The organism is Actinomadura montaniterrae (assembly GCF_008923365.1).
Classification (GTDB): Bacteria; Actinomycetota; Actinomycetes; order Streptosporangiales; family Streptosporangiaceae; genus Spirillospora; species Spirillospora montaniterrae.
The window spans coordinates 17612-43924 of the sequence record NZ_WBMR01000033.1 but is presented as its reverse complement, the minus strand read 5'-3'; the positions used below and the strand labels follow the sequence as shown (position 1 = coordinate 43924).

General features: G+C 72.2%; 18 protein-coding genes and 1 pseudogene. 10 read left to right on the top strand and 9 right to left on the bottom strand.

The window, feature by feature from the left end; all coding sequences use genetic code 11:
- Positions 1-21 precede the first annotated feature (21 nt).
- Positions 22-4032 (bottom strand): type VII secretion protein EccCa, encoded by a 4011-nt coding sequence (gene eccCa / locus F9B16_RS14695; protein WP_225991628.1) that lies wholly within the window; start codon positions 4030-4032, stop codon positions 22-24.
- 135 nt (positions 4033-4167) lie between these two features.
- Here eccCa and eccD point away from each other — a divergent pair, with 135 nt between their 5' ends.
- The 4 genes from eccD to F9B16_RS14675 all read left to right on the top strand — a co-directional run bounded on the left by eccD (position 4168) and on the right by F9B16_RS14675 (position 7807).
- Positions 4168-5559 carry a type VII secretion integral membrane protein EccD gene (eccD, locus tag F9B16_RS14690; RefSeq protein WP_151540612.1) on the top strand — a complete coding sequence of 464 codons (1392 nt, stop codon included), beginning with the start codon at positions 4168-4170 and terminating at the stop codon, positions 5557-5559.
- Positions 5559-6920 (top strand): type VII secretion protein EccB, encoded by a 1362-nt coding sequence (gene eccB, locus F9B16_RS14685; RefSeq protein ID WP_151540611.1) that lies wholly within the window; start codon positions 5559-5561, stop codon positions 6918-6920. Before eccD ends, eccB begins: the two co-directional genes overlap by 1 nt.
- Positions 6921-7153: 233 nt before the next feature.
- Positions 7154-7468, top strand: a complete 315-nt coding sequence (locus F9B16_RS14680) for a WXG100 family type VII secretion target (RefSeq protein WP_192808790.1) — start codon at positions 7154-7156, stop codon at positions 7466-7468.
- A 42-nt stretch (positions 7469-7510) separates the two neighbouring features.
- Positions 7511-7807, top strand: coding sequence for a WXG100 family type VII secretion target (locus tag F9B16_RS14675; protein WP_151540609.1), 297 nt, complete (start codon positions 7511-7513; stop codon positions 7805-7807).
- Between the two features lie 702 nt (positions 7808-8509).
- Here F9B16_RS14675 and F9B16_RS14670 read toward each other — a convergent pair.
- The 4 genes from F9B16_RS14670 to F9B16_RS14650 form a co-directional block, all read right to left on the bottom strand.
- Positions 8510-9457 (bottom strand): DUF6177 family protein, encoded by a 948-nt coding sequence (locus F9B16_RS14670; protein WP_225991627.1) that lies wholly within the window; start codon positions 9455-9457, stop codon positions 8510-8512.
- A complete protein-coding gene (locus tag F9B16_RS14665; RefSeq protein ID WP_151540608.1) occupies positions 9454-9756 on the bottom strand; it encodes a hypothetical protein in 303 nt (100 codons plus the stop codon). Before F9B16_RS14665 ends, F9B16_RS14670 begins: the two co-directional genes overlap by 4 nt.
- Positions 9753-10682 (bottom strand): MinD/ParA family ATP-binding protein, encoded by a 930-nt coding sequence (locus tag F9B16_RS14660; protein WP_151540607.1) that lies wholly within the window; start codon positions 10680-10682, stop codon positions 9753-9755. The genes F9B16_RS14665 and F9B16_RS14660 overlap by 4 nt, the downstream gene beginning before the upstream one ends.
- 1613 nt (positions 10683-12295) lie before the next feature.
- Positions 12296-15769, bottom strand: a complete 3474-nt coding sequence (locus F9B16_RS14650; RefSeq protein ID WP_151540606.1) for an AAA family ATPase — start codon at positions 15767-15769, stop codon at positions 12296-12298.
- A 61-nt stretch (positions 15770-15830) separates the two neighbouring features.
- On the opposite strand from F9B16_RS14650, the gene F9B16_RS14645 reads away from it, so the two are divergent.
- Positions 15831-16010 (top strand): hypothetical protein, encoded by a 180-nt coding sequence (locus F9B16_RS14645; RefSeq protein WP_151540605.1) that lies wholly within the window; start codon positions 15831-15833, stop codon positions 16008-16010.
- On the opposite strand, the gene F9B16_RS14640 is transcribed toward F9B16_RS14645, so the two are convergent.
- The gene (locus F9B16_RS14640; protein ID WP_192808789.1) at positions 15985-17178 is read right to left on the bottom strand and encodes an MFS transporter; all 1194 of its coding nucleotides are present in this window, start codon (positions 17176-17178) and stop codon (positions 15985-15987) included. The genes F9B16_RS14645 and F9B16_RS14640 overlap by 26 nt on opposite strands.
- Before the next feature lie 106 nt (positions 17179-17284).
- On the opposite strand from F9B16_RS14640, the gene F9B16_RS14635 reads away from it, so the two are divergent.
- The gene (locus F9B16_RS14635; protein WP_151540603.1) at positions 17285-17857 is read left to right on the top strand and encodes a TetR/AcrR family transcriptional regulator; all 573 of its coding nucleotides are present in this window, start codon (positions 17285-17287) and stop codon (positions 17855-17857) included.
- Between the two features lie 189 nt (positions 17858-18046).
- Entirely contained in the window at positions 18047-21418 is a 3372-nt protein-coding gene (locus F9B16_RS14630) for a pyruvate carboxylase (protein ID WP_151540602.1), read from the top strand.
- Positions 21419-21429: 11 nt separating this feature from the next.
- Here the strand turns inward: F9B16_RS14630 and F9B16_RS14625 are convergent, their stop codons facing one another.
- The gene (locus F9B16_RS14625; protein ID WP_225991626.1) at positions 21430-22053 is read right to left on the bottom strand and encodes a TetR/AcrR family transcriptional regulator; all 624 of its coding nucleotides are present in this window, start codon (positions 22051-22053) and stop codon (positions 21430-21432) included.
- 203 nt (positions 22054-22256) lie between these two features.
- Here F9B16_RS14625 and F9B16_RS14620 point away from each other — a divergent pair.
- Positions 22257-23213: pseudogene (locus F9B16_RS14620) on the top strand (RNA polymerase sigma factor); the annotation flags it as partial.
- A 3-nt stretch (positions 23214-23216) separates the two neighbouring features.
- Here F9B16_RS14620 and F9B16_RS14615 read toward each other — a convergent pair.
- Positions 23217-23762 (bottom strand): MarR family winged helix-turn-helix transcriptional regulator, encoded by a 546-nt coding sequence (locus F9B16_RS14615; protein ID WP_151540600.1) that lies wholly within the window; start codon positions 23760-23762, stop codon positions 23217-23219.
- Positions 23763-23809: 47 nt separating this feature from the next.
- Here F9B16_RS14615 and F9B16_RS14610 point away from each other — a divergent pair, with 47 nt between their 5' ends.
- Positions 23810-24535, top strand: a complete 726-nt coding sequence (locus F9B16_RS14610; protein ID WP_151540599.1) for an SDR family NAD(P)-dependent oxidoreductase — start codon at positions 23810-23812, stop codon at positions 24533-24535.
- 17 nt (positions 24536-24552) lie between these two features.
- Here the strand turns inward: F9B16_RS14610 and F9B16_RS14605 are convergent, their stop codons facing one another.
- On the bottom strand, positions 24553-25512 hold the full coding sequence (locus F9B16_RS14605; protein ID WP_151540598.1) for a threonine/serine dehydratase: 960 nt from the start codon (positions 25510-25512) through the stop codon (positions 24553-24555).
- 206 nt (positions 25513-25718) lie between these two features.
- On the opposite strand from F9B16_RS14605, the gene F9B16_RS14600 reads away from it, so the two are divergent.
- A complete protein-coding gene (locus tag F9B16_RS14600; protein WP_151540597.1) occupies positions 25719-26309 on the top strand; it encodes a TetR/AcrR family transcriptional regulator in 591 nt (196 codons plus the stop codon).
- Positions 26310-26313: the final 4 nt, after the last annotated feature.

Sequence of the window (26313 nt, the reverse complement as noted above, 5' to 3'; positions counted from 1 at the left end):
TCCGCCGATCGAGCCGCCCTGTCAGTCGTCCAATAGGGCGGTCTGCACCAGGCGTGCGCCGTTCCGCCTGTCGGTGAGGGTGCCGCGCCCCACCGGCAGCGGCGTCGGACGCACCTCGCCGAACAGCGCCCCCTCCTCCTTGCTGCCGGACATGATGAGCGCCGGTGCGGCCAAGTCCTTCAACTGCTGGATGACAGGGTCGTACAAGGCGCGGCCCATACCGCCCATGGTCCGGGACAGGACGAGGTGGAGGCCGATGTCACGTGCCTGCGGGAGCAGGTCCAGCAGTGGTAGCAGTGGATTGCTCGCAGTGGCGACGAGGTCGTAGTCGTCGACGACGACGAACACATCGGACCCCTTCCACCAAGACCTCTTACGCAGCTGCTCCGGGGTGAGGTCGGCGGGCGGCAGCCGGTCGTTGAGCGCCTCGACCAGGTCCGTCACCAACTCCGTGGCGGCGGACGCCGATGCGGCATAGCCGACGCGGTGGTCGGTGTCGGCCGTGTCCAGGAGCGCGCGCCTGTAGTCGATGAAGACCAGCCTCGCCTCGTCCGGGCCGTGCCCCGCCACGATGCCCTCGGTGATAAGGCGCAGCAAGTTCGACTTGCCGCACTCGGTGTCGCCCACGACGACGAAATGCGGGTCGGCGGCGAAGTCCAGCAGGACCGGCGCCAGGGCGTCCTCGTCGATCCCGACGGGGACCCGCCATTTCGGCGTCTCAGCGTCCCCGAGAGCGTCCCGCAGGGCCGACGACGGCAGCAGGTCCGGCAGCAGCCGCACGGGCGGCGCCTGGGGCCCCTGCCACGCTCCCGCGACGGCCTCCACCATCTTCGCCACGCCGTCGCCGAGGTCGTCCGCGGAGCCGATCCCGTCCAGCCGCGGCAGCGCGGCCAGGAAGTGCAGGCGGTCGCGGGTGAGGCCGCGCCCGGGGCGCCCCTCGGGGACGTTCTCGGCCAGCCGCCGGTCGATCTCCGACTCGTAGGAGTCGCCCAGGCGCAGCTCCAGCCGCGTGCCGAACACGTCCCGGATCCCCATCCGGAACTCCGACCACTTGCCGGCCGTCGCCACCACGTGCACGCCGAAGCCGAGCCCGCGCGCCGCCATGTCGGTGATGACCTCCTCCAGGTGCTCGTACTCCTGGCGTAGCGTCATCCACCCGTCCACTACGAGGAAGACGTCTCCGAACCCGTCACCGGGGATCTGACCGGCCGCCCGTAGACGCCGGTACGTCGCGATGGTGTCGATGCCCCGCTCGGCGAAGTCGCGCTCACGGCGCTCAAGGAGCGTGGACACCTCGGCGACCGTCCTGCGGACGCGGTCGGCGTTGAGCCGGTTGCTCACACCGCCCACATGCGGCAGCCCCGAAAGGCCGCCGAGCGTGCCGCCACCGAAGTCCAGGCAGTAGAACTGCACCTCCTCCGGTGTGTGCAGCAATGAGAGCGACGTGATGAGCGAACGCAGCATCGTCGACTTGCCCGTTTGTGGCGCGCCCGCGATCCCCACGTGCCCGGCCGCCGCCGACAGGTCCACCCACAAGGGCACGCGCTGCTGGTCGAAAGGCCGGTCGACGATCCCCACCACCGCGGCGAGACGACCACGGCCCTCCCAACCCGCTGCAGTGAGCCCCTGCTCGCGCGTAGGCGTCAGCGGAGGAAGCAGTTGGTCGACCGTTGGGGGGACGTCCAGTGGCGGCAGCCAGATGCGGTGCGCTGCAGGACCCTGCCCGGCGAGCTGGTCGATGACGGCCTTGAAGAGGGTCTCGCCCGACTCCTGCCCGGCATCGGGCTGCTCCAGCGCCGGCTGGTGCGGAGTCTGCGGCGGAACGTAGGCCGTGCTGTAGGGAATGATCTGCCGCGGCGTCGCCGTACCGGCAGCGGCCGTCCGCGTCCGCTCCTCTTCCTCGACCGGCCCCGACACGTACGCCGCCTTGAACCGGACCATGTCGCTGACGTCGACCTTGAGGTACCCGTTGCCCGGCTGGGACGGCAGCTCGTACGCGTCCGGCACGCCCAGGACCACCCGCGACTCCATGGCGGAGAACGTGCGGAGGCCGATCCGGTACGACAGATGCGAATCGAGCCCGCGCAGCTTGCCCTCCTCCAGCCGCTGCGAGGCGAGGAGCAGATGCACACCAAGCGACCGCCCCAGACGCCCGATCATCACGAAGAGCTCCGCGAACTCCGGCTTGGCGGCCAGCAGTTCGGAGAACTCGTCCAGAACCACGAACAGCGTCGGCAGAGGAGCCAGCTGGGCGCCCTGCTCGCGCGCGCGCTCGTAGTCCCGCAGGGAGGCGTAGTTGCCTGCAGCGCGCAGCAGCTCCTGCCGCCGGATCATCTCTCCCTGCAGCGCGTCGTACATGCGGTCGACGAGCGGCAGCTCCTCTTCCAGGTTCGTGATGACCGCCGACACGTGCTGTAGGCGCTCCAGCCCCAGGAACGTCGCCCCGCCCTTGAAGTCGACCAGCACGAAGTTGAGCGTCTCCGACGAATGCGTGACCGCCAGGGCCAGGACGAGCGTCCGCAACAGCTCGGACTTGCCCGAACCCGTCGCACCGATCAGCAACCCGTGCGGACCCATGCCGCCCTGCGCGGACTCCTTGATGTCGAGCTCCACCGTACGGCCGTCGGAGTCGACGCCTATGGGCACGCGCAGCCGGTTGCGCTGCGCTCGCGGCTGCCATGTGGACCGAAGGTCGATGGCGTACGGCCCGCTCAGGCCGAGCAACGATGTCAGCGTGAGATTGCCGGCCAGGGCATTCTGCTCAGGCTCGTCCGCCGCGCCGGCCCGCAGCGGCGCCAGGCGAAGGGCGAGACCCTCCGCCTGCACGGGCGTGAACCAGTCCGCCTTACCGAGCGGACTGGACACGTCCTTGCCGGTGTGGTCGCGCTCCAGCATCCGCATGCCGTCATCGGTGACGTGCAGGCGCAGCATGGTCGCGTCCGACGTCGGCGCAACGGAACCGCTGAGGTCGATGACGCACACGCCCTTGATGCCGTCCGCGCCTATCTGCGAGTCGGCCGGGACGATGCCGTCGTCCACCACCACCACGTGGAACGGAAGGTCCTGGGAGTCGACCCCAGGAGAGAAGCGAGGACGGTCCTTCAGGTCGTCCTCGAGGAGAGCCTCCAGGTCCGCCAACGAGTGCCCCGTGAGGCGTACCGGTCCCGCAGCGTCGTGCTCAGTGGGGTGCAGGCAGTGCGGCAGCCACTTGGCCCACTGCCACTGCCGCATACGGTCCGGCGATGCGCAGACGGTGAGGCGCACATCGTCCGGCGTATGGAAGGTGACCAGTTGCGCGACCAGCGCCCGCGCCATGGCCCGCGCCGCGATCGGGTCCCCCGTCACCGTGATCCGCGCGAACGCCGGCAACGAGACCGCCACGGGCAGGTCGGGGACCGTCGCATGGGCGCGCACGAACCGCCGCAGCGCGCCGGCGCACATCGGCTCCAGGTCCTCGATCGGCTTGGTCTCCGGGGTGACGAGCTCCAGCGCGAGCCTCTGCCGGCCCCGGCCGATCCGTACCTGGCCGAAGTCCTCGTCCGAAGGCCGCCGCTCCCACAGCCGGTGGCTCATCGCCAGCGACCACAGTGTCCGCGGACTGGGGCCGCTCCACTCCAGAGCCTCCCGCTGCTGCGTCGCGGCCTTCCGCACGCGCGCGCGCATCTGGTCCAGGTACCGGTAGTAGTCGCGGCGTGCTCCGTTCAGCCGCTGCTTCCGCTCGCCCGCGCCCTGGCCCATGTGCCCGAAGCCCATGCCGATCATCGACAGGACGAACAGACCGGACGCCACCCACATGATCGGGTTGCCGCCCCCGGCGCCGCCCGCACCGCCCATGAACATCAACCCCATGGCGGCGCCGCTGGCCGCCATGGGCAGGTACATCAGCGCGTTCGCGAACCCCTGGCTGATCGTCTCGGGGATCTCCGGGGGCGGCTCCAGCACGATCTCGCCCTCGGGCAGCCGCGGAGGCGGCCGCCTTTCCGGCCGCCGCACCACCACGATTCCCACGGCCGTGTCCCTTCGCGTCGCCATGACCCGGAGTCAATTTCCGGTCATCCTAGTGATCCCGGCCGCGCGCCGCCGCCCGATGTAAAGCCATTCTCCGGGTGGCGGAAAACGGTCGCGGCTGATAGTGAATGTGCGGTCATCGCTACGATCGGAGGTCGCGTGAATACCTCGACGGGCGCCGACCTGTGCCGCGTGGTCGTCGTCGCCCCGCACCGCAGGCTGGACCTCTCGCTGCCCGGAGACATTCCCCTTTCCCACATGCTTCCGACGTTGCTGCAGGTCGCGGGGCACAATTTGGCGGACGCCGGGCTCGCGCACTCCGGCTGGGTGCTGCAGCGGCTGGACGAGGCGCCCCTCGACGAGTCCCGCTCGCTGTCCGCCCTCGGCGTCCGAGACGGGGAGATCCTCTACTTCCGGCCTGAACTGTCGCAGTTCCCCGAAGTCGCGTTCGACGACGTGGCCGACGTCGTCGCCACCGGAGTCAACGAGCACGCCGACCGCTGGCGCCCCGAGACCACCCGGCGCTTCGGCCTCCTCGCGGGTGCGGCCACCCTCGGCCTCGGCGCCGTGGGAGTGGCCCTAGCGGGGCCTCCCTGGGGGCTGCTGGCAGCCGCCTCCGCCGGTACCGCCGCCGTGCTCCTGCTGGCGGGGATCGTCCTGTCGCGCGCGCTGGGCGACTCCGGGGCCGGAGCCGTACTCGGCTATAGCGCGCTCCCGTACGCGTTCCTGGGCGGCCTCCTGGCACCGGCCAGGCCCGTGGCGCTCCTGCACCTCGGGACGCCCCATCTCGCGGCCGCCTTCGCGGCGGTCACCCTCGCCGCCGTCGTCTCCGCATTCGCCATCCATGACGGCCTGCCGACGTTCCTGGGCATCGCGTTCGTCGCACTGCTCGGACTGGTGTCCGCCGCGCTCGTCCAAGGCCTCGGGCTGTCCCCGTACGGGATGGCCGCCCTCGACGCCTCCCTGTGCCTCGCCGTCACAGCCCTCATCCCCTCCTTGGCGTTCCGCCTCGCACGACTGCCCCTGCCGCCCGTCCCGGAGAACGCCGAAGAACTCCGCAGCGCCCAGACCTTCGACGGGCCGACCCTCCTGCGCCGCACGCGCGAAGCCGACAGGTTCGCCACCGGGCTGGTGTCCGCCGTAGGGCTGGCGGGGCTCGGCGCACAGCTCTCCCTACTGACCACGCACGGATGGCTGCCCGTGACGATGAGCCTCTGCCTCTCCTTGGTGCTCCTCCTGCGCGCGCGTGTCTTCCACGGCCGTTCGCAACGCCTCTGGATGCTGCTCTCAGGCTTCGCTGGGCTCGCCATCCTCGCCCTGCACCAGGCCGTTACCGCCACCCCCGCCGTGACCCTGGTGACCGTCGTCCTCCCCGCCCTACTCGCCGTTGCCGTCATGACGGCCATGGCCCTCAGGCTCCCCGTCCGCAAGCCGTCGCCCTTCTGGGGGCGCGCGGGTGACATCGTCGACATCCTGCTCATCATCAGCCTGCTGCCACTCGCGTTGGGGCTGCTCGACCTGTACTCCTGGCTGCGCGGGCTGGCCGGCTGATGCAGACCCGCAAGGACCTCTACCAGGCGCACCGCCTGATGACCCAACGCGTGGCCCTCGCACTCCTCCAGGGCCGCCCCAGCGCCGCCGAGTCCCCGCTGCGCCGCACCGGCGTCGGGACCCTCTGCGGCGTCATGGTGGCCGTCCTGGTCGCGGCAGGCTTCGGCATCACCGGCCTCATCTTCAAGGGCGGCGCCCGCAACCTCGAACGCCCCGGCGTCCTCATCATCGAGAAGGAGACGGGCGCCACCTACGCCTACAGCCGGCAGGACCGCAAGCTCGTCCCGTTCCTCAACTACGCGTCCGCCCGCCTGGCCACGCCGACGTCCGACATCCAGCGGAAGACGGTCTCGTCCAAGTCCCTGGCGAAGTACCCCCGTGACCCGCTCACCGGTATCCAGGGCGCACCGGAATCCCTGCCCGCACCGGGCAAACCAAGCCACACCGCGTGGTCCCTATGCGCCCGCACTCCAGTGCCCTTGGGGCGCTCCACAGTGTCCCTGGTGGGCGGACCCGACATTGGAGGGCGTCCCCTCACCGATGCTCAGGGCGTCGTCGTCAAGGGCGGCACCCAGGACTGGCTCATCTGGCGCAACAGCCGGATGCGGATCAGCCCGAAGGCGGCCCGCGGCCTCAGCGCCGAGCAGCCCGTCCCTGTGGACGAACGCTGGCTGAACGGCCTGCCGCAGGGGCCCGACTATGCGGCCCCTTCCATCCCCCAGCAGGGACACGAGTTCCCCGGCCCCGGCAACACCTCGGCGCCTGCCGGCCAGATCTTCCACGTCGCCGCCATAGCGGGCACCCCCGAACGGTGGTACGTCCAACTGCCCGACGGGCTCGCGAGCATCTCCGCCACACAGGCACGGCTGCTGCTCGACTCCCTGGCGGCGGGCCCGCCGCGCGACATCACGCCCGCAGAGGCCGCGTCCAAGCCGTCCCAGACCAACCTGTACGACCACGCCTTGCCGGACACGCCGCCCCACATCGTTGCGTACGACCCGCAGCAGCCCCTGTGCACCGTCTACCGGAAGGCGTCCAAGCTCTCCACGGACGCCCGCTTCACCATCGGCGGCAGCATCCCCGCACCATCCGGGCAGACCGCCTCCGGCATCGACCAGGTCGTCCTCCCCGGCGGCGGGACGTTCGCGGGCACCCTCTCCGGCCCCGGCCAGCCACTGCAGACGTTCTCCCTCCTCACCGACCAAGGCCTGCGCTACCCGATCCCCACGGCCGACGACATCGCGAAACTCGGCTACGGCACGAAGGAAGCAATCCCAATTCCGGCGAACCTACTGCAACTGTTCAAAGAGGGGCCAACCCTTACATCGTCGGCCGCAGTACGGCCGGTTCCGGCCAAATAACGATGGAACCGATCAGACTCTTGACCCCTTTGCCTGATCAGCCCCACGCGTCCCGCCGACCATAGTTATCCACAGGTGACATACCTGATGGACAGGCGGAATCACCGGTCTCTACGCTTCATCTTGCTCGTTGTCACGGGGCGTGTAGCCGTATCGGACAGATGGGGATTTCCACCGGTACACGCGAGCACCGCCCCGTGACGCCCGTAGCACCGAGGCGAAGGAGAACGGCGATGAGCAACCGGTCATCGGTGAACCGCCAGCACATGCAGCAGGCGGCCGGCAACGTCCAGGACGCCCACGGCCAGATCGGCCAGATCAAGAACCAGCTCAACACCCACCACGCCGAACTGCAGGCCGCCTGGAAGGGCGAGTCCTCGACCGCGTTCACCCAGGTCTACAACCTGTTCGAGACCGAGTTCGCCAAGGTCCTCAAAGACCTGGACCTCATCCACGACAAACTCGTCCACACCAAGGCCAAGTACCAGACCGCCGAACAGAACAAGACCGCCCGCGTCAACACCCTCAAAGGCCTGGTCAACGGCTGAAGACCCCCGACCCGCCCGCACCCCCCAAGGAGAGGACCTCCGGTGAGCACCGACTACACCTACGTCAACTTCGGCGGCATGCAGAACGCCCAGGCCAACTTCACCAGCGCCCTCAAGAGCTACCAGGCCGTCCTGGACACCCTCGACAGCCAGGTCCGCGCCCACCTGGCCGAATGGGACGGCGACGCCCGCAACGCCTACGAACAGAAGTCCCGCGAATGGAAACTCGCCGCCCAGCGCATGGCCACCGCCGTCTCCGGCATGAGCAAGGTCATCGGCGAATCCCACGACATCCACCTCGGCGCCGAACGCCAGAACACCGCCATGTGGAGCTCCTGACCCCACACGGGCAAGCACCGTTGCCCATGCCTCCCCAAGCCCCTCCGCCCGCCCTCACACAACACTTGCACCGGGTCACCACACCCCCGGTCACGCCGTCCCCAGGTGGTCGCAACGGCCTCGCGACGCACATCACGGGCTCGGCCGCGACCGTCGCTCCCAAGCCCGGCGGCGGCTCCATCGGGGCGGCGCCGGTCGAGGCCCATCGTCGGCAGCTCCTACGGTCGCATCGGCGATTGGAGGTGACCTCTCCCCATTCGCGGCACACTCTGACGGCCCTGAAGACGCTGGTCGGCGCGGTCGGCCACGGGGACGTCGCGCTGCAGGATGGACCACGACCCCGAAATCACCTCATCGCCTTCAAGCCCGCCTGGCATCGGGCAGAAAGGCTGTCGAGGCCGAGCCACCCGGCCAGTCCTGGTGGAGCGCGGTACTCCCGCCGCTCAACGATGGCGGCTGTGGCCTAAGCCGCCGTCACGGTCGTCCCTGATGACGGGTAGCCCGGCGTCGCGGGACCTGCGGGGCGAATTCGAGGACGGAAGCGTTTCGCCGAGGCGGCCAGCCGCGGCTCGGCGGCGGGCGCTGAGTGAGACGGGGGATTGACTTCAGGCTCGAAGGACGGGTCGGCGGCCAGGCCATCGTTGTGATGCTGGGCGCTGCGGCGGCGTCGGAACCGGGTGTGCGGGCACGGACATGAAGGGCTCAGGGGGTGCGGCGGAGGTGGGTTAGGAGGTCTTGGTGGCGTTGCCAGTATTCGGGGGAGTAGCCGTTGCCCAGGTGGAACCAGGTGAGGGGGGCGTCCGGAGGGCCTAGGCGTTTGCGGGAGAAGCCCGGCGGGCCGGTGTAGGCGCCGGCGGAGGCGAGGCCGATGGGGGCCGAGGAGCCCATCCAGCGTGGTTCGGTGGTGAGGTCGTGGCGGCCGGGAATCAGTTGGGCCAGCAACGCGGTCAGGGGGTGGTCCGCTGACAAGAGGTCGATGAAGGACGGTAGCTGGGGGATCGGGGGGTCTTCGTCGTCCGTGTAGCCGATGGTGAGCGTCGTCATCTCGGCGGTGCCGGAAGCCGGGGGGACGAGGGGCGAGAAGTCCGAGGTCGATATCGCCGGGCGGCTGCTTGCTCCAATGGCGATGATGCGGGACGAAGAAGTGGTCGCTGTGTGGGCCGTCAGTTCTTCGGGGTCCCAGGGATGTTGCAGGGGTTCGGTCAGGCCCCAGCCCTTTGGCGGTTCGCCGGTCAGGAGACGCATCAGCTTCTCGGTGTGCAAGCCGAGGACGGCCGTGGGGGCGTGACGGGCTTGGAACGTCAGGACGAGCTGGCTTCCGATGGGCGCGGTCGGGGGAGTCGTGTAGGTAGGGGCGTAGTCGCGGGCGTCCGGGAGCGGAACGAAGGCGGTGCCGTTCCAGTGCATCGGGCGGCCGGTAAGCCCCTCGTAGTAGCCGTCGTCGTGGACGAGCCACTGGGCTTTGGACGCTCGGAGAGGAAGGGTCAATCGGCTGGTGGCGGACGTGACCAGTTGGAAGGTCCGGTTCGTCCGCTCGCATTCGAAGAGGGCCTCGGAGATGGCCGGGGAAAGGGCGACGACAGGGCGGTCGGCCAGCATGATCATGGCCTGGGCGGTGAGGACGTCGGCGCCGCCTGCGGTTTCCGTCATCGAGCCGTCCAGATCGTGCCGTCGAGGGTCTCGGCGCAACGTTGAGCCAGGTGATCGGCCTCGGGAGAAGCCGTCGCGATATGGATCTCCGTCCACCAGATGGGGGTGGCGGACTCGATTCCGAGGAGGCGCTCGGTTTCGCCTGGAACGGATATCAGGACGGGCTCTTGGACGCGTAGGAGGAGGCGGTCTTCGGCGTCGAAGACGTAATTCCCCGTTACGTGGAGGGGTGAGGAGGCCAGGACTTGGAGATCCAAGGTCGGTTTCTCGGAGGTGAGGACGATCAGTTCGCGGCTCATGAGGCGCTCAAGGAACGGGTGAAGACGTCCGCCGCGATCCGGGTCGCGGCGCCGTGGGTGGGCATGCTGACGCGTTCGGGGGCGATGGCGATACCGGCCGCCAAGTGCCGGTCGAAGGGGAGGAGCGTGACGGGGAGCGTTCCGCTGCCGAGGAGATGGGCGGCGCGGTCCAGGTCGGCGTCCGGGTTCGGCGTGTGTGCGACCAGGGCGATGACCGTGCGCTGGAGGAGCGGACCGAAACCGTTCAAGGCCATCCAGTTGAGAGCGGCGCGCGCGCTGAGGGCGCCGTCGGGCGTGCCAGGGGTGACGAAGACCTGTGCATGGGCGCCGTGCAGGATCCCGCGTTGCAGCTCGGAGACGAGCCCGCCGCCGCAGTCGATGACGGTGGTCGAGAAGTAACGTCCGAGGCGGCCGGTACCGTGCTGGAAGGTCGCGTGGTCGAGGTCGTCCGCAAGGGCGCCCTTGGGGGCGGCGGGCAGGACGAAGAGGCCTTCGGGGGTCCGGCCGAGGTGGGCGGCGGTCTCCTCCCAGGTGCTGGGATGCGCGGCGGCGAGGTCTCGGAGCGAACTGGGCGCGTTGACACCGATGCGCAGCGCCAGGGAACCGAGACCCGGGTCGGCGTCGATCGCGAGGACGCGGTCCGGGCGGTACTGCCGGAGGATCCCCGCGATGAGCGCCGTGATCGTCGACTTGCCGGCGCCGCCGCGGATGCTCGTCACCGCGATCCGGCGGCTCGACGGGACCGGAACGCCGATCTGCGCCGTGAGCTGCGCCAGCTCGCGGACCTGCCCGGCGGCGGACGCGCCCATCGCGCGGCGGACCCCGCGTCCCAGCCGCCGCGCCATCGGGTCGCCGTGGGGGTTGCGCCGGACGAGGTCCTGAGGAGCCGGGACGTCACCGGGCGGCGTGCCGAACCGGTCGGGCACGCCGCTGGGGCGGGATGGCCTGACCGGCGACGATTCGGGAACGCTGTGCGGCGCCAGATCGGGGATCGGCCCGAGCGGCAGGGGACCGGGCGCGTGGCGGGAGTTCCCGTCGGGTGGTGCTGTTTCGGGTGCTTGAGTGGACGGCCCGGGTGGCAGTTGGCCGGGCGTGTGGGTCGATGGCCTGAGCGGTGCTGCGTCGCCTACGTCCGGGGTCGTGCCGAACGGCTCCGGTCCGGGTGTGTGAGCAGGTAGCCCGGGCGGTGGGGTGCTGGGTGCGTCCGGGGCCTTGCCGAAGGGCTGAGGTTCGGGCGCGGCTTGGGGCTGCCCGAAGGGCGCTGCGCTGGGCGTGGGCAGGGATGGCTCGAGGCGTGGGGCCGCGGGAGGTGCGGTAGTTGACGGTCCGGACGGTGATGCGGCAGGCCCGTGCGGGCGCGGGTCGGGCTGTGGTGCGGCAGGCGGCTGCTCGGATGGAGGGGGGATCGTCCAGCCCGGCGTCGCCGGAGGGGCGTCTATGGAGTCGGTCGTCCAGGTGGAGGGGTGATGGTCTGCGGGCGGTGTCGTCTTGCTTGGGGGTGCGGGCCGCTCGGCGTTCGCGGGGGCGGATGGCTGGGGCGATGGGTTGAGCGTGTTGGGAGACTGCTCAACTCGGGGTTCGGCGGGTGTTGGGAGAGGGGAGGACGCCGGTGCTGGTTCCGGCGGCGGGGTGATCACCCAACCTGTTGTTGCAGGTGGCGTGGGATGGTCGACGTCTGCGGCGGTGTGGGCCGCCGGTCTGTTGCCGGCGGGTGCGGTGACCGTCGGCGGTGTGGACGGTGGTGTCGTGGAGGCGTTGTTTGCCCTGGCTTCTGCGGTGGTGGGCTGGTGCGCGGGTGTGGGTGCCTCGGAGGTTGCGGGCGGCGCCGAGTCGGTGAGGGCGGTCGACGGTTCCGCCTCTGGAGAGCCGTCCGCTGCTTCGGAGGGGTCCGTCCCGTCAGCGCTCCTGGAAGAGGGGGCATCCGTTGACGGAGCGGAGGCGGAGGGCGCTGGGCGCGGGACGGAGGCGGAGGGCGCTGGGGGCGGGGCGGCGGCCGAGGCCGAGGGCTTGGACGGTCCGGTAGTGGGTGAGGCCGGTGGGGCGGATTCGGGCGTCCGGTCGGCGGTGGCTGTTGCCTGCGGGTCGGTCGAGGACGAGGCCGGTGGGGCTGGTGTTGTCGCTGGAGGGTCGGGCGGTGGGGCGGAGGGGAGCGTGGCTGCGCGGGAGGTCGCGAGGGCGTGGGGCAGGCGGGGGACGGGGGAGCGGGCGAAGGGGGCGGTGGGGGTGCGGGTGCCGATGGGCGGCGTGGAATGGCGGTCCCCTGACGCGCCGGTGACCGAGGGCGAGGAAGAAGAGGAAGAAGACGCGTCCCGTTCCGGGTCGGCGGCCATCAGGGCAGGGGGAGGTGTTGGGCGTGGGTTTGGGGGGACCAGGCCGGTTTCCAGTGCGCCGAGGTCGCGCAGCACCGTGTGCTGCCAGTCTCGATCGGACACCGAGCCCCTTCCAGCTCCGCATTGATTGGGCGAGACGAGTCTAGACAGGCACAGGCGGGAGATTCCGACCAATTGTGTGTTGCGGCGTCAGACCACGTGTGGACGGGTCACAGGTACAGGCCCGTGGCGCTCTCCGGGGACGTGGGGGCGGCGGTGCGGAGGTCGTCGGCGCGCAGGGTGATGATCTCGGTGTCGGACGGGGAGCCGGACGCGGTGAGGCGTTCGGACTGGGCGGCGACGGCGGCGTCCAGCAGGTTGCGCATGAGGCGGCCGTTGCCGAAGGACGGGCCGCGCGGGGTGTCGCGGAGGACGGCGCGGAGCCGTCCGCGCACGTCCGGGGCGAGGGTGAGGCCTTCGGCGGCGGCGAGGTGCTCGAAGATGGCGGTGAGCTCGTCGTCGGTGTAGTCGGGGAAGGCGATGCGCTTGGGGAAGCGGGACGCCAGGCCGGAGTTCGCGGTGAGGAAGGCGTTCATCTCGCGTTCGTAGCCGGCGGCGATGACGACGAGGTCGCCGCGGTACTCCTCCATGAGCTGGACGAGGGTGGCGACGGCCTCCTGGCCGTAGGCGTCGCCGGCGAGGGAGTAGGCCTCGTCGACGAACAGGACGCCGCCGAGGGCCTGCTCGACGGCGGCGCGGACGCGGGGGGCGGTCTGGCCGAGGTAGGGGCCGATGAGGTCGGCGCGGGACACCTCGACGAGGTGGCCGGACGACAGCAGCCCGAGGTGCCCGTAGACGGACGCGACGAGCCGGGCGACGGTGGTCTTGGCGGTGCCGGGGTTGCCGGTGAAGATCATGTGCCGGGTGGGGACGGTGACCTGCTTGCCGGCGGCGCGGCGCAGTTCGGCGCCGCGGGCCTCGGCGGCGAGGCGGTGCACCTCGTCCTTGACGGAACGCAGCCCGACGAGGGCGTCGAGTTCGGCGAGCGGGTCGGTGGCGGGGAGGACGCGTCCGGCGCCGCTGAGGCTGTCGGGGATGTCCTCGGGCAGCAGCGCGGCGAGGTCGTCGGGGCCGGGGCGGCGGAGCGCGGTGACGCGGCGGGCCTGCAGGGCGGTGGCGCGCTCGCACAGGTTGCGCATGACGCGGGCGTTGCCGAAGGAGCGGCCGCGCGGGGCGCGGCGGAGCAGCTCGGTGATCTTGTCGAGGGCGGCGGGGTCGGGGGACAGGCCCGCGGCGGCGGCCTGGCCGGTGAAGATCTCGACGAGCTCGGCGTCGGTGAAGTCGGGGAACCGGACGGTGGTGGGGAAGCGGGACGCGAGGCCGGGGTCGGAGGCGACGAAGCGCTGCATCTCGCGCTCGTAGCCGGCGACGATGACGACGAGGTCGTCGCGGTGGTCCTCCATCACCTTGATGAGCTCGGCGATGGCCTCCTGGCCGTAGTCGTCGGACATGCTGGTCTCGGTGAGGGCGTAGGCCTCGTCGATGAACAGGACGCCGCCGACGGCGCTCTGCGCGACGCCGCGGGTCTTGACGGCGGTCTCGCCGACGTAGCGTCCGACGAGGGTGGAGCGGGACGCCTCGACGAGGTGGCCGGACGTCAGCAGCCCGAGGTCCTTGAAGATGCGGGCGAGGAGGCGGGCGACGACGGTCTTGCCGGTGCCGGGGTCGCCGGTGAAGACCATGTGCCGGGCGGGCGCGGCGGGCGAGGAGAGGCCGGCCTCGCGGCGCAGCTTGGCGGCCTTGGCGCCGGCGACGAGCAGTTCGATCTCCGCCTTGACGGTGCGCAGGCCGGTGAGGGCGGCGAGTTCGGCCATGGGGTCGGACGGGGTGCCGGCGGTGTCGAAGGTGGCGGGGACGTCGGCGCGCTTGACGACGAGTTCCTCGCCGGGCGGGGTGTTCGCGCGGACGTTCTCGACGACGATGTCGGCGAGGCGCTGGGCGAGGCGGGCGTTGCGGAGGTTGCGGATCGGCGGCGTCCGGACGAGGAGCTGCCCGGCGGCGGTGAGGGCGCGCTTGTGGGCGCGCGCGCCGCGCTGCTGGAGGGCGCGGTTGAACAGCTCGGCGTATCCGTCGGCGTCGAACGGGTGGGTGCGGACGACCTGGAACCGCAGCGACAGGCCGGGGTTGACCTCGCGGATGCGCTCGTCGCCGCCGGGTTCGCAGAGGGCGACGACGTGGAGGTCGTCGTGGACGTCGAGGGCGCGGTGGAGTTCCTCGACGATGGCCTCGCCGCTGCGGCCGTCGCGGGACATGTCGTCGAGGCCGTCGATGACCATGAGGCGGGTGCCGGCGGCGTCGCGGGCCTCGGTGTAGAGCTGGGTGGTGGCGGAGGAGACCTCCTTGCCGGCGAAGAAGTCGTCGGCGAGCCACAGCGGCGGGTCGACGATCCGGTGCTCGCGGAGCAGCCGGGCGATCTCCTGGGCGGCGTCGCGCTTGCCGGTGCCGTCGGGGCCGACGAGCATCAGCCGGACGGGCCCGCCGGTCTCGGCGATGGTCTCGAGGGCGGCGACGACGTCGGGCTGCCCGACGAGGCCGGAGCCGACCTCGGCGCGGCGGGTGCGGCGGTTCCGGGACGGGGCGGTGCCGACGCCGGCGGCGAGCGGGTTCACCATGCGGCGGCGGGGGGTGAACAGGCGGCGGACGTCGGCGCCGAACTCGCCGACGGGGATCCATTCGGGGTCGGGGATGCGGGGTTCGTTGGGCAGGCCCTGGACGCAGCCGGTGAAGCGCATCGCCATGTCGAGCCAGCCGCGGCAGGCGTCGATGGCGCCGGCGCCGAGCGCGCGTCCGAGCCATCCCCATTCGTTGAGGTACCAGGGGTTCGGTTCGAAGGTGTCGCGGTCGCGGGCGAAGCGTTCGAGGAGCTCGCCGTACCGGTCCTCGGTGAGGACGACGGACAGTTCGGCGGGGACCTGCTTGAGGCCGCCCTGGAGGAGGAGGTGGACGAGGAGTTCGTCGGCGGTCTCGTCGTGCGGGGCGACCTCGCGGAGGTGCTCGTGGACGGGCAGCAGCCCGGAGCAGACCCATTCGAGGTAGCCGATGGGGCCGGCGAGTTCGGGCAGGACGGTGACGATGTCGTCGCTCGCGTGGGCGAGCCACAGGGCGCGCTGCTCGGGGAGCGGCGTCTGGATCCGGAGCGCGGGCGGCGGGTCGTCGTACAGCTTGATGAGGGCCTGGCGGCGCTGCTCGATCGGTTCGAGTCCCTCGAAGACGTCGAGGGACTCGCGGGCGAGCGCGAGGGCGAGGTCCTGGTCGCCGCAGTCCTCGAGCCATTCGAGGGGCTGGAAGGAGCCGCGGCTGACGCCCCACCCGCCGGCGTCGCGCAGCGGGTCGCGGGGCTCGTTGTGGTACCGGTTGAAGAACTGGTACTGCAGGCGGGAGTGGGTGCCGGCGTTGACGGCCCCGGCGCCGAGCAGGAAGTCGAGGGTGAGGAGCAGTTCCGCGACGACGAGCGGGGCGGGCGCGGTGAGCAGGGAGTGCTCGTCGGTGGTGGCGTCCTTGCAGCGCGGGTCGGCGGCGAGCTTGTCGATGCGGGCGCGGATCTCGTCGTACAGGCCGTCCGGGACGCGCCAGGGCCCGTAGGAGTACACGTCGAGGACGGGCTCGTCGGAGACGAGAAGTTCGAGATGTTCCGGCAGCCGCACCCTGTTCCCCCTACAAGCACACGAAACCCGACCGAAAGCCTAGAGCGTCCGGCAGGTCCGCGTGGCGGGCCGGACGAAGGCGGTCGCCTACCGCGTGCCCGGCCGGGCGAAGGCGGTCGCCTACCGCGTGCCCGGCCGGGCGAAGGCGGTCGCCTACCGCGTGCCCGGCCGGGCGAAGGCGGTCGCCTACCGCGTGCCCGGCCGGAGGAAGGCGGTCATCGGGTGGGGGACACGGCGGTGAGCCGGTGCGCGACCTCGGAGGCGGCGAGGCCCGCCACGATGGCGGCGGCGGCGACCCAGGCGAGGGACGTGGCGTCCGCGGCCCGCAGCCACAGCGCGCCCGCGCCGCCCGCGATCGACACGGCGAGGTAGACGGCGGAGGCGTTGAGGGAGACGAGGAGGGCGGACGCGTCCGGGGCGACCGCGATGAGCCGGTGCTGCATCGGGACCATGACGCCCCATGCGGTGAACCCGTAGACGGCGACGGCGGCCGCGGCGCCCGCCATGGTCGTCCCGGTGACGGGCAGCAGCGCGAGGTCGGCGGCCAGTACGACGGCGACGCCCGTGATGACGCGGCGCGGTCCGAAGCGGTCGGCCCACGCGCCGGTGATGAGGTTGCCGGCGGTGCCCGCGCAGCCGGAGGCGAACAGCAGCACCGCGAGGGAGCGTCCGCCGCCGCCGGTGGCCGGCTCGAAGACGACGCTGATGTAGTTCTGCAGCAGGTAGATGCCGGTGAACAGGATCGCGGTGGTGATGAGGAGGGCGTTGACGCGGCGGTCGGCGAGGGGCGCGAGGCGGGCGCGCAGGCCGACGGCGGGCGGCGCGGGGACGTGCGGGAGCAGCGCGGCGACCCCGAGGGCGGCGACGGCGGCGAGCGCGGCGGCGAACCACATCGTCCCGCGCCAGGACATCACGGTGCCGAGCAGCGTCCCGATGGGGACGCCGAGGGCCGTGGAGGTGACGAGCCCGACGGTGACGTAGGAGAGCGCGCGGGCGCGGTGCGCGGGGCCGGCGAGTGCGGCGGCGGTGGCGCCGGCGATGGGGGTGAACATCGCGGCGCCGCCGGCGGCGAGGACGCGGCTGGCCAGTACCCATCCGTAGCCGGGCGCGAGGGCGGTGGCGGTGTTGCCGAGGGCGAGGACCGCGAGCGCGGTGAGCAGCACGCGGCGGCGCGGCCAGGTGCCGGTGAGGGCGGCCATGACCGGGGACAGGACGGCGTAGGCGATCGAGAAGACGGTGACGAGCTGTCCGGCGGCGGCGACGCCGACGTGCAGGTCGCGGCCGATCTCGGGCAGCACGCCCGCGACGACGAACGCGTCGGTGCCGACGGCGAAGGTGCCGGCGGCGAGGACGAGGGTGCGGGCGGGGACCCCGGCGGGCGGGCTCTCCGGCGGCGCGGTGACGGCCATGCGGTCTCCTTCGGCTGGCGCGGCGACAGAACGGTACCGATCGGTTCCGTTTTCGAGACGGTACCGGTCGGTTCCGTTTTCCGTCAAAGCCGGATACGCTGGCGGCATGCCGACCCGTGCGCGCGACCGCCTCGTCCAGGCCGCCGAGGAGCTCTTCTACGCCGAGGGCGTCCGCGCGGTCGGTGTGGAACGGCTGCTCGCCGCCTCCGGTGTCGGCCGCGCGTCCTTCTACCGGCACTTCCAGAGCAAGGAGGACCTGGTCGCGACCGTCCTCGGCGAGCGCGACCGCACGTGGCGCAGGGGCCTGGAGGAGGCCGTCGCCGAGCGCGGCGGGCACCCCCTCGACGTCTTCGACGTGATGGCCGGACGGTTCGAGAGCGCGGACTTCCACGGCTGCTCGTTCCTCAACGCTATGGCCGAGACGGCCGGGAGCGACGCCGGGGTGCGGCGGCTCGCGGACGCGCACAAGACGGCGGTGGCCGCGTTCTTCGAGCGCCTGCTCGCCGAGGCGGGGCACCGCGCGAACGCCGCCGAGCTGGCGCGGCAGTTCGTCCTGCTGCTGGACGGCGCGCTGGTGACCGCGCTGCGCGAGCGGTCGGCCGCGCCCGCGCTCCGGGCCAGGGCGATCGCCGGGACCCTGCTCGCCGCGGACGGAACGAAAGGGCATTTTTCCCGGTAACCGCGATCTATCACTTTGTTCACAAGAGGACGGGGTATCCCCGGGTAAAGCCCGGCCGGTCAACTGGGTAGGTATCCGAAGATTCGGTTCGCCCGCCGGACCGGCCCATGCTCCTCCGACGCTCAGCGCCGAGCCCGGGAGGCCGTCGGGTGCGGGCGGACGCGCCCGAGCCGTCTCCTGGGAGAACACGTGATCACAAAGCTGCTCGTCGCGAACCGCGGCGAGATCGCCGTACGCGCGTTCCGCGCCGCGTACGAACTCGGCATCGCCAGCGTCGCCGTCTACGCCCACGAGGACCGGCTGTCGCTGCACCGCCAGAAGGCCGACGAGGCGTACGAGATCGGCGAGCACGGCCACCCCGTCCGCGCCTACCTGGACGTCGACGGCATCGTGGAGACGGCGCTGCGGGTCGGCGCCGACGCGGTCTACCCCGGCTACGGGTTCCTGTCGGAGAGCCCGGAGCTGGCGGAGGCGTGTGAGCGCAACGGCATCACGTTCGTCGGCCCGCCGTCGCGGGTGCTGAGCCTGGCCGGCAACAAGATCGAGGCGGTCGCGGCGGCGCGCCGGGCGGGCCTGCCGGTGCTGCGGTCGGCGACGCCGGAGCCCGGACGGGAGCTGGAGGCGGCCGACGAGGTCGGGTTCCCGCTGTTCGTGAAGGCCGCGGCGGGCGGCGGCGGGCGCGGGCTGCGCCGCGTCGACCACCGCGAGGAGCTGGAGGCCGCCGTGGACACGGCGCGCCGCGAGGCGGAGAGCGCGTTCGGCGACCCGACGGTCTTCCTGGAGCAGGCGGTGGACCGGCCCCGCCACATCGAGGTGCAGGTCCTCGCGGACGGCGCGGGCCACACCGTCCACCTGCGCGAACGCGACTGCTCGGTGCAGCGGCGCCACCAGAAGGTCGTGGAGATCGCGCCGGCGCCGCACCTGGACCCGGCGGTCGCCGAGCGGTTGTGCGAGGACGCGGTGAAGTTCGCCCGCGAGATCGGCTACGTCAACGCCGGGACGGTCGAGTTCCTCGTCAACGACCGCGGCGAGCACGTCTTCATCGAGATGAACCCGCGCATCCAGGTCGAGCACACCGTGACCGAGGAGGTCACGGGCGTCGACCTGGTGCAGAGCCAGCTGCGGATCGCGGGCGGCGAGACCCTCTACGACCTCGGCATCTCCCAGCAGGACGTGACGGTCGGCGGGTTCGCGGTGCAGTGCCGGATCACGACCGAGGACCCGGCGAACGGGTTCCGCCCCGACACCGGGAAGATCTCGGCGTACCGGTCGCCGGGCGGCGCCGGGGTCCGCCTCGACACGGGGACGGCGCACGGCGGCGCGATCGTGTCCCCGCACTTCGACTCGCTGCTGGTGAAGCTGACGTGCCGCGGGCGGACGTTCGAGGAGGCCGTGCGGCGCGCGCGCAGGGCGGTCGCCGAGTTCCGTATCCGGGGCGTCTCGACGAACATCCCGTTCCTGCAGGCGCTGCTGGACGAGCCGGACTTCCGCAGGGGCGGCGTCACCACGTCCTACATCGCCGACCATCCGGAGCTGCTGACGGCCCGGTCGAGCGGTGACCGTGCGACGCGGCTCGTTCGCTACCTCGCGGACGTCACCGTCAACAAGCCGCACGGCGACGCGCCCACGAACCTGGACCCGGCGACCAAGCTCCCGCCGCTCCAGCACGACGGGCCGTTCCCGCAGGGCTCGCGTGACCGCCTTCTGGCTCTCGGCGCGCGCGCGTTCGCCGAGCGGCTGCGCGCACAGAATGCGCTGGCCGTCACCGACACCACGTTCCGGGACGCGCACCAGTCGCTGCTGGCGACCCGCGTACGCACGCACGACCTCGTCGCCGCAGCGCCCTACCTCGGGCGCATGACCCCGCAGCTCCTCTCTATAGAGGCGTGGGGCGGCGCCACGTACGACGTCGCGCTCCGCTTCCTGGGCGAGTCCCCTTGGGACAGGCTCGCGGCCATCAGGGAAGCGGCACCGAACCTGTGCATCCAGATGCTTCTGCGCGGCCGCAACACCGTCGGCTACACGCCGTACCCCGACTCGGTGGCGCGCGCGTTCGTCAAGGAGGCCGCCAGTACAGGCGTCGACATCTTCCGCGTGTTCGACGCGCTGAACGACGTCGAGCGCATGCGTCCCGCGATCGACGCGGCGCTCCAGACACACGCGCTGGTGGAGGGCACCCTCTGCTACACCGGCGACCTGTCGTCCCCGAACGAACGGCTCTACACGCTCGACTACTACCTGCGTCTCGCCGAGGAGCTGGTGGAGGCGGGCGTCCACATCCTGTGCATCAAGGACATGGCCGGTCTGCTCCGCGCTCCCGCCGCGCGCGCACTGGTGAGCGCTCTGCGCGAGCGTTTCGACCTGCCCGTCCACCTCCACACCCACGACACGGCGGGCGGCCAGCTCGGCACCTACATCGCGGCCATCGAAGCCGGCGTCGACGCCGTGGACGGCGCCGCGGCACCGCTCTCCGGCACGACCAGCCAGCCGCCGCTGCAGGCGATCGTCGCGGCGACCGACTTCACGGGACGCGCCACCGGGATCGACCTCGACGCGCTCACCGTGATGGAGCCCTACTGGGAGGCGGTGCGCAAGCTGTACGCGCCGTTCGAGATGGGCCTGCCGTCGCCGACCGGGCGCGTCTACCAGCACGAGATCCCCGGCGGGCAGCTGTCGAACCTGCGGCAGCAGGCCGTCGCGCTCGGCCTCGGCGACCGGTTCGAGGAGATCGAGCGCTGCTACGCCGCCGCCGACCGGATCCTCGGCCGGCTCGTCAAGGTCACCCCGTCGAGCAAGGTCGTCGGCGACCTCGCCCTGCACCTCGTCGCCGCCGGCGCCGACCCCGACGACTTCGCCGAGAACCCCGACCGCTACGACATCCCCGACAGCGTCATCGGGTTCCTCAACGGCGAGCTCGGCGACCCGCCCGGCGGCTGGCCCGAGCCGTTCCGCACCAAGGCGCTCGCCGGACGCCAGTACACCCCGGCCCGGGCCGCACTGGACGGCGCCGAGGAGAAGGCGCTCGCCGGAGCAGAGGTACGCGACACCCTCGACCGGCTGCTGTTCCCCGGTCCCGCGAAGGAGTACCGCGAAGCGCGCGCGGCGTACGGCGACCTGTCGGTCCTGCCGACCGGCGCGTTCCTCTACGGCATGCGCACCGGCCAGGAGGTCGCGTTCGACCTCGAACCGGGTGTGCGCGTGCTGGCCGGGCTCGAAGCGGTCGGCGACATCGACGAGGCGGGCGTCCGGCAGGTCATCTGCACGGTGAACGGCCAGCTCCGCACGCTGTCCGTGCGCGACAAGTCGGTCGCGTCGGACGCGCCGCCGGTGGAGCGCGCCGACCCGGCCGAACCCGGCCACGTCGGCGCGCCGTTCGACGGCTCGGTCACGCTGCGCGTCGCGAAGGGCGACCAGGTGGCGGCGGGCGACACGGTCGCGACGATCGAGGCGATGAAGATGGAGGCCGCGATCACCGCCCCGGTGGCCGGCACCGTCACCCGGCTCGCCGTCCCGGCCGCCACCCCCGTCCAGGCCGGCGACCTCCTGCTCGTCATCGCCTGACGGCGCCGCCCTCACCGCCTGACGGCGTAGTCCTTCAGGGACGGTTCCAGCAGGTCGAAGGCCTTCTTGGCGGAGTCGGTGAGGGCCGCGGCGATCGCGTCGTGGTCCTCACCGGCGATGGTGCGGCGCAGCGTCTCCTCGAACAGGACGCGGTGGACGCCGATGAGCTGCGCCGACGCGACCCGGACGAGCACGTCGTCCGGGCTCGTGCCGGCCTCCTCGGCGAGGACGGCGGCGAGCGCGTGCTCGCGCTCCTCGTGGAACTCGCGCAGCCGCGCGACCAGCGCCGGGCTCCCGGTGATCATCCGCGCGAAGTCGGCGCCGGAGAAGCCGATGACCGCGTCGTGCCGGTCGACGGCGTCGAGGAACGCGCGGCGCAGCGCGGCGAGCGCGGACTCGCCCGGCGCGCGCCCGGCGACCGTCCGGGCGGGCTGCGCGACGAACTCCTCGTGCAGGTCGAGGGCCAGGTCCTCCTTGCGCGGGAAGTAGTTGGTGACCGTCATCTTCGCGACCTGCGCGGCGGCGGCGACGTCGGCGATGGTCACCCGGTCGAACCCGTGCCGCAGGAACAGGCGCGTCGCCTGGTGCGAGATCGCCTGCCGCGTCTGCTGTTTCTTCATCTCCCGCAAACCCATGCCGTCCATCCTGCCATAGGTCGACCTAAATTTATAGTTGACACACCTATGGAGTCGACCTAAGTTTATGCCGCCGGGCTGCCGGGTACCTAGATCGGGTGACCCGTTCCCTCCCGGCCGGACGAGCAAAGGACACCGCCCTGAACGCCAGCACCCCCCGTGTCGCGTCCCCCGAGCCCGCTCGCGCCGCGTCGACCCGCGGCGCGGCCGCTCGGGGCGCCTCCGCTCGCGGCGCGACCGCGAGCCGCGACCTCGTCGACCCGATGAAGGACTACCTCTCCCGCATCGGCCGGACCCCGCTGCTCACCGCCGAGCAGGAGGTCGAGCTGGCCAAGCGCATCGAGGCCGGGCTGTTCGCGCGCGAACGCCTGGAGACCCTCGGTGACGCCCTGTCCCCGCAGGACCGCGACGACCTCGCCTGGATCGCCGCCGACGGGCGCCGCGCCAAGGAGCACATGGTCGAGGCCAACCTGCGGCTGGTCGTGTCGCTGGCCAAGCGGTACATGGGCCACGGCCTGCCGCTCAACGACCTCGTCCAGGAGGGCAACCTCGGGCTCATCCGCGCCGTGGAGAAGTTCGAGTACCGGCGCGGCCTGAAGTTCTCCACCTACGCCGTCTGGTGGATCAAGCAGGCGATCAGCCGCGCGCTCGCCGACCAGTCCCGGACGATCCGCATCCCGGTGCACGTCGTCGAGGTGCTCAACCGGATGACCCGGATCCGCCGCCGGATGATGCAGGACCTCGGCCGCGAGCCCACCGCGCAGGAGCTGGCCGTCGAGCTGGACGTCACGCCGGAGAAGGTCGAGTGGCTGCGCCGCCAGGCCCGCGAGCCGCTGTCCCTGCAGACCCCGCTCGGCGAGGACGGCGACGGCGAGCTCGGCGACGTCATCGAGGACCCCGAGGGCGGGGACCCGGCCGACGTCGTCGCGTCGTCGATGCTGCGCGGCAAGCTCGACGCCGTGCTGGAGACGCTGACCGAGCGCGAGGCCGGCGTCATCTCGATGCGGTTCGGTCTCGCCGGTGGCGAGCCGAAGACGCTCGAGGAGGTCGGCAAGGTCTACGGCGTGACCCGCGAGCGCATCCGGCAGATCGAGTCCAAGGGGATGCACAAGCTGCGCCACCCCTCCCGCCGGGAGACCCTCGCCGACCTGCTCAGCTGACGCTCAGCGCTCGCCCACCTGGCCGGGCTTGGCGTCGGCCCCGAGCCGTTCGACGAGCCCGTCCAGGAGGCGGCGCAGCAGCTCGGTGAGCCGCTCGTGCTCGTCCTCGTCCAGGTGGTCGAGGAGCGAGTCCTCGTAGGTGAGCAGCCTGTTCACGCTGTCCTCGATCAGCCGGTGGCCGGCGTCGCTCAGCCGTACCGACGACGTCCGGCCGCGCGGCCCGCGCTCGGTCTCCACCAGCCCCGCCCGTTCCGCCCGCGCCACCCGCTGCGTGATCGCGCCCGCCGTGAGCAGCGACGCCTCGCGCAGCTCGCCGGGCGTCATCGCGTACGGCGCGCCGTGCCGGCGCAGCGTCGACAGCAGGTCGAGGGTGGCCGTGTCGATGCCGAGCCGGGCCAGCGTGCGGCGCCGCTCGTCGCCGAGCAGCTTCGCCGCGCGCCACACCCGGGTGATGATCCCGATGGACGCGACCGGCGTGCCCGGACGCTCGCGCGCCCACGCCTCCGCGATGGCGTCGACCGGGTCCCCGTGTTTGCGCTCGTCCTCCACGGCGCCTAGTTTAGGACGAAGTTTAGACCTAAACAAAGGAGGTCCCCATGACCCGCAGCGCAGTGGTGACCGGCGGCGGCACCGGCATCGGCCGGGCCGTCGCGGCGGCCCTCGCGGCGGACGGCCTGGACGTCGTCATCACCGGCCGGCGCGAGAAGGTGCTCGCCGAGGCCGCCGCCGATCTCGGCCCCCGCGTGCGGCCCGTGGTCTTCGACGTGACCGACCCCGGCCGGATCGAAGCCGCCCTCGCCGAGCTGCCCGAGACCGTGGACGTCCTCGTCAACAACGCCGGCGGCAACACCGACACCGGACGGCCCGCGCCGTCCGGGCTCGCTGGCGTCCGCGAGGCTTGGCTCGCAAACCTCGAGACCAACCTGGTCAGCGCCGTCCTCGTCACGACCGCCCTGGAACCGCGGCTCGCCCGCGACGGCCGCGTGATCAGCATGGGCTCGATCGCCGGCGGCCGCGGCGGCGGCTCGTACGGCGCGGCGAAGGCGGGCATGCGCGTCTGGAACGCCGAGCTGGCCGTGCGGCTGGGCGAGCGCGGCATCACCGCCAACGTGATCGCGCCCGGCCTCATCGAGGACACCGAGTTCTTCGGCGACCAGCTGACCGACGAGCGGCGCGCCATGCTGGTCGGGCAGACCGCCACCAAGCGCGCCGGAACCCCCGCGGACGTCGCCGCGCTCGCCGCGTTCCTCGCCTCGCCCGGCGCCGGCCACATCACCGGCCAGGTGCTCCACCTCAACGGCGGCGCCTACATCGGCGCCTGACCGGACTCCCGCCCCGCCTAGGACGCGCCGGGGTCGAGGAGGAGATCGGACGGGTCGGTATTGGCGCCGCAGAGCACGACGACGACCCGTTCACCGGCAGCGGGGCGGTACGCGCCGGTACGGAGGGCCGCGACCGCGGCGGCCGTGCCGTGCTCGACGACCTGCCGGTACTCCTCCCACACGAACCGGCGCGCCTCGATGATCGCGTCGTCGGACACCAGCACCGGCGCCACGCCGGTGCGGGCGGCGACGGCGTACGCGATGTCGCCGAGGCGGGTGGCGCCGAGCGAGTCGGCGGCGACGCCGGAGACCGGGACGTCCACCGGGCGGCCGGCGTGCAGGGCGCGTTCGAGGGTCGGGATGGTCTCCGGTTCGACGCCGACGACGCGGGCGCGGCCTTCGAGGGCGGCGGCGACGCCCGCCATCAGGCCCCCGCCGCCGACGGCGAGGAGCACCGTGTCGACCTCGCCGCCGGTCCGGTCGAGGATCTCCAGGCCGAGGGTGCCCTGGCCGGCGCAGACCTCCGGCTGGTCGTAGGCGTGGCAGAACAGGGCGCCGGTGTCGGCGGCGCGCTTGGTCGCGGCGTCCTGCGCCTCGGCGTAGCGCGTGCCGACCTGGACGACGGTGGCGCCGAGCGCGCGCAGCCGCGCGACCTTCACCGCCGGGGCCGTCTCGGGGACGAACACCTCGGCGGGCACGCCGACTTCGGCGGCGGCGTAGGCGAACGCGAGCCCCGCGTTGCCGCCGGACGCGGCGACGACGCCGGTCGCGGGGAGCCGCCCGCCGGCCTTCGCGGCGAGGATGTGGTTGAACGCGCCGCGCGCCTTGAACGACCCGGTGTGCTGGGCCTGCTCCAGCTTCAGCCACAGCCGTCCGGCGGGGGCGAGCGGGCCGGGGTCCACCGCGAGCAGCGGCGTCTCGCGGATGCGGCCGGCGACGCGTCCCGCGGCGGCCTCGACGTCCGGAAGCGCGATCACGGGGGGCTCCTTTCCGCGGACGCGGCGCCCGCTTCCACTATCAGTACCATCCCGGCCGGTCGCTCCTGGCGCGTGGCGCGTTCCGTGGGATGCCCGGCGCCTCCGCCCGGCCGGGACCGGTCGCTAGCCGCGCTAACTAGCCGGGCGTCAAGTAAGTTGCCGCGATACGGTGGAGGCGGGCAGGCCGGCCGGAGGAGAGGCACACCGTGAGCAAGCCGCAGACGCGTCGCAAGGACACCAGGGAACGCATCCTGGACGTCGCGCTGGAGCTGTTCCTCGAACGCGGCTACGACCAGACCTCCCTGCGGGAGATCGCCGAGCGGCTCGACGTGACGAAGGCCGCGCTGTACTACCACTTCCGCACCAAGGAGGACATCCTCGACGCCCTGGTCGGCGGCATCGGCGAGCGCCTCGACGAGCTGATCGCCTGGGCCCGCACCCAGCCGACGACGCTGGAGACCAGGCGGGAGCTGCTGCGCCGCCTCAACGAGGCGCTGGAGGAGTGGGCCCCGGTCTTCCAGTTCCTCCAGGAGAACCAGGCGGCGCTGCGCGACCGGTCCGCGCCGAAGACCTTCCGCGACCGCATGCAGCAGCTCGGCACCCTGCTCACCGACCCGGACAGGCCCGTCCTGGACCGCGTCCGCTCCCTCAGCGCGCTGTTCACCGTCTACTTCGGCACCTTCGCGATCTCCTCCATGGACGGGACGCCCGAGGAGAAGCGCGCCGCGCTGCTGCAGGTCGCCTGGGAGCAGATCGACGCCGCCCACGCCGCCCACGCCGCCCACTCCGACCCGTGATCGC

What these genes read in the sequence shown, in the direction of transcription:
- eccCa (WP_225991628.1), bottom strand. Translation starts at nt 4,032, where the DNA reads ATGGCGACGCGAAGGGACACGGCCGTGGGAATCGTGGTGGTGCGGCGG.
- eccB (WP_151540611.1), top strand. Translation starts at nt 5,559, where the DNA reads ATGCAGACCCGCAAGGACCTCTACCAGGCGCACCGCCTGATGACCCAA.
- F9B16_RS14680 (WP_192808790.1), top strand. Translation starts at nt 7,154, where the DNA reads ATGAGCAACCGGTCATCGGTGAACCGCCAGCACATGCAGCAGGCGGCC.
- F9B16_RS14670 (WP_225991627.1), bottom strand. Translation starts at nt 9,457, where the DNA reads ATGACGGAAACCGCAGGCGGCGCCGACGTCCTCACCGCCCAGGCCATG.
- F9B16_RS14665 (WP_151540608.1), bottom strand. Translation starts at nt 9,756, where the DNA reads ATGAGCCGCGAACTGATCGTCCTCACCTCCGAGAAACCGACCTTGGAT.
- F9B16_RS14640 (WP_192808789.1), bottom strand. Translation starts at nt 17,178, where the DNA reads ATGGCCGTCACCGCGCCGCCGGAGAGCCCGCCCGCCGGGGTCCCCGCC.
- F9B16_RS14635 (WP_151540603.1), top strand. Translation starts at nt 17,285, where the DNA reads ATGCCGACCCGTGCGCGCGACCGCCTCGTCCAGGCCGCCGAGGAGCTC.
- F9B16_RS14625 (WP_225991626.1), bottom strand. Translation starts at nt 22,053, where the DNA reads ATGGGTTTGCGGGAGATGAAGAAACAGCAGACGCGGCAGGCGATCTCG.
- F9B16_RS14610 (WP_151540599.1), top strand. Translation starts at nt 23,810, where the DNA reads ATGACCCGCAGCGCAGTGGTGACCGGCGGCGGCACCGGCATCGGCCGG.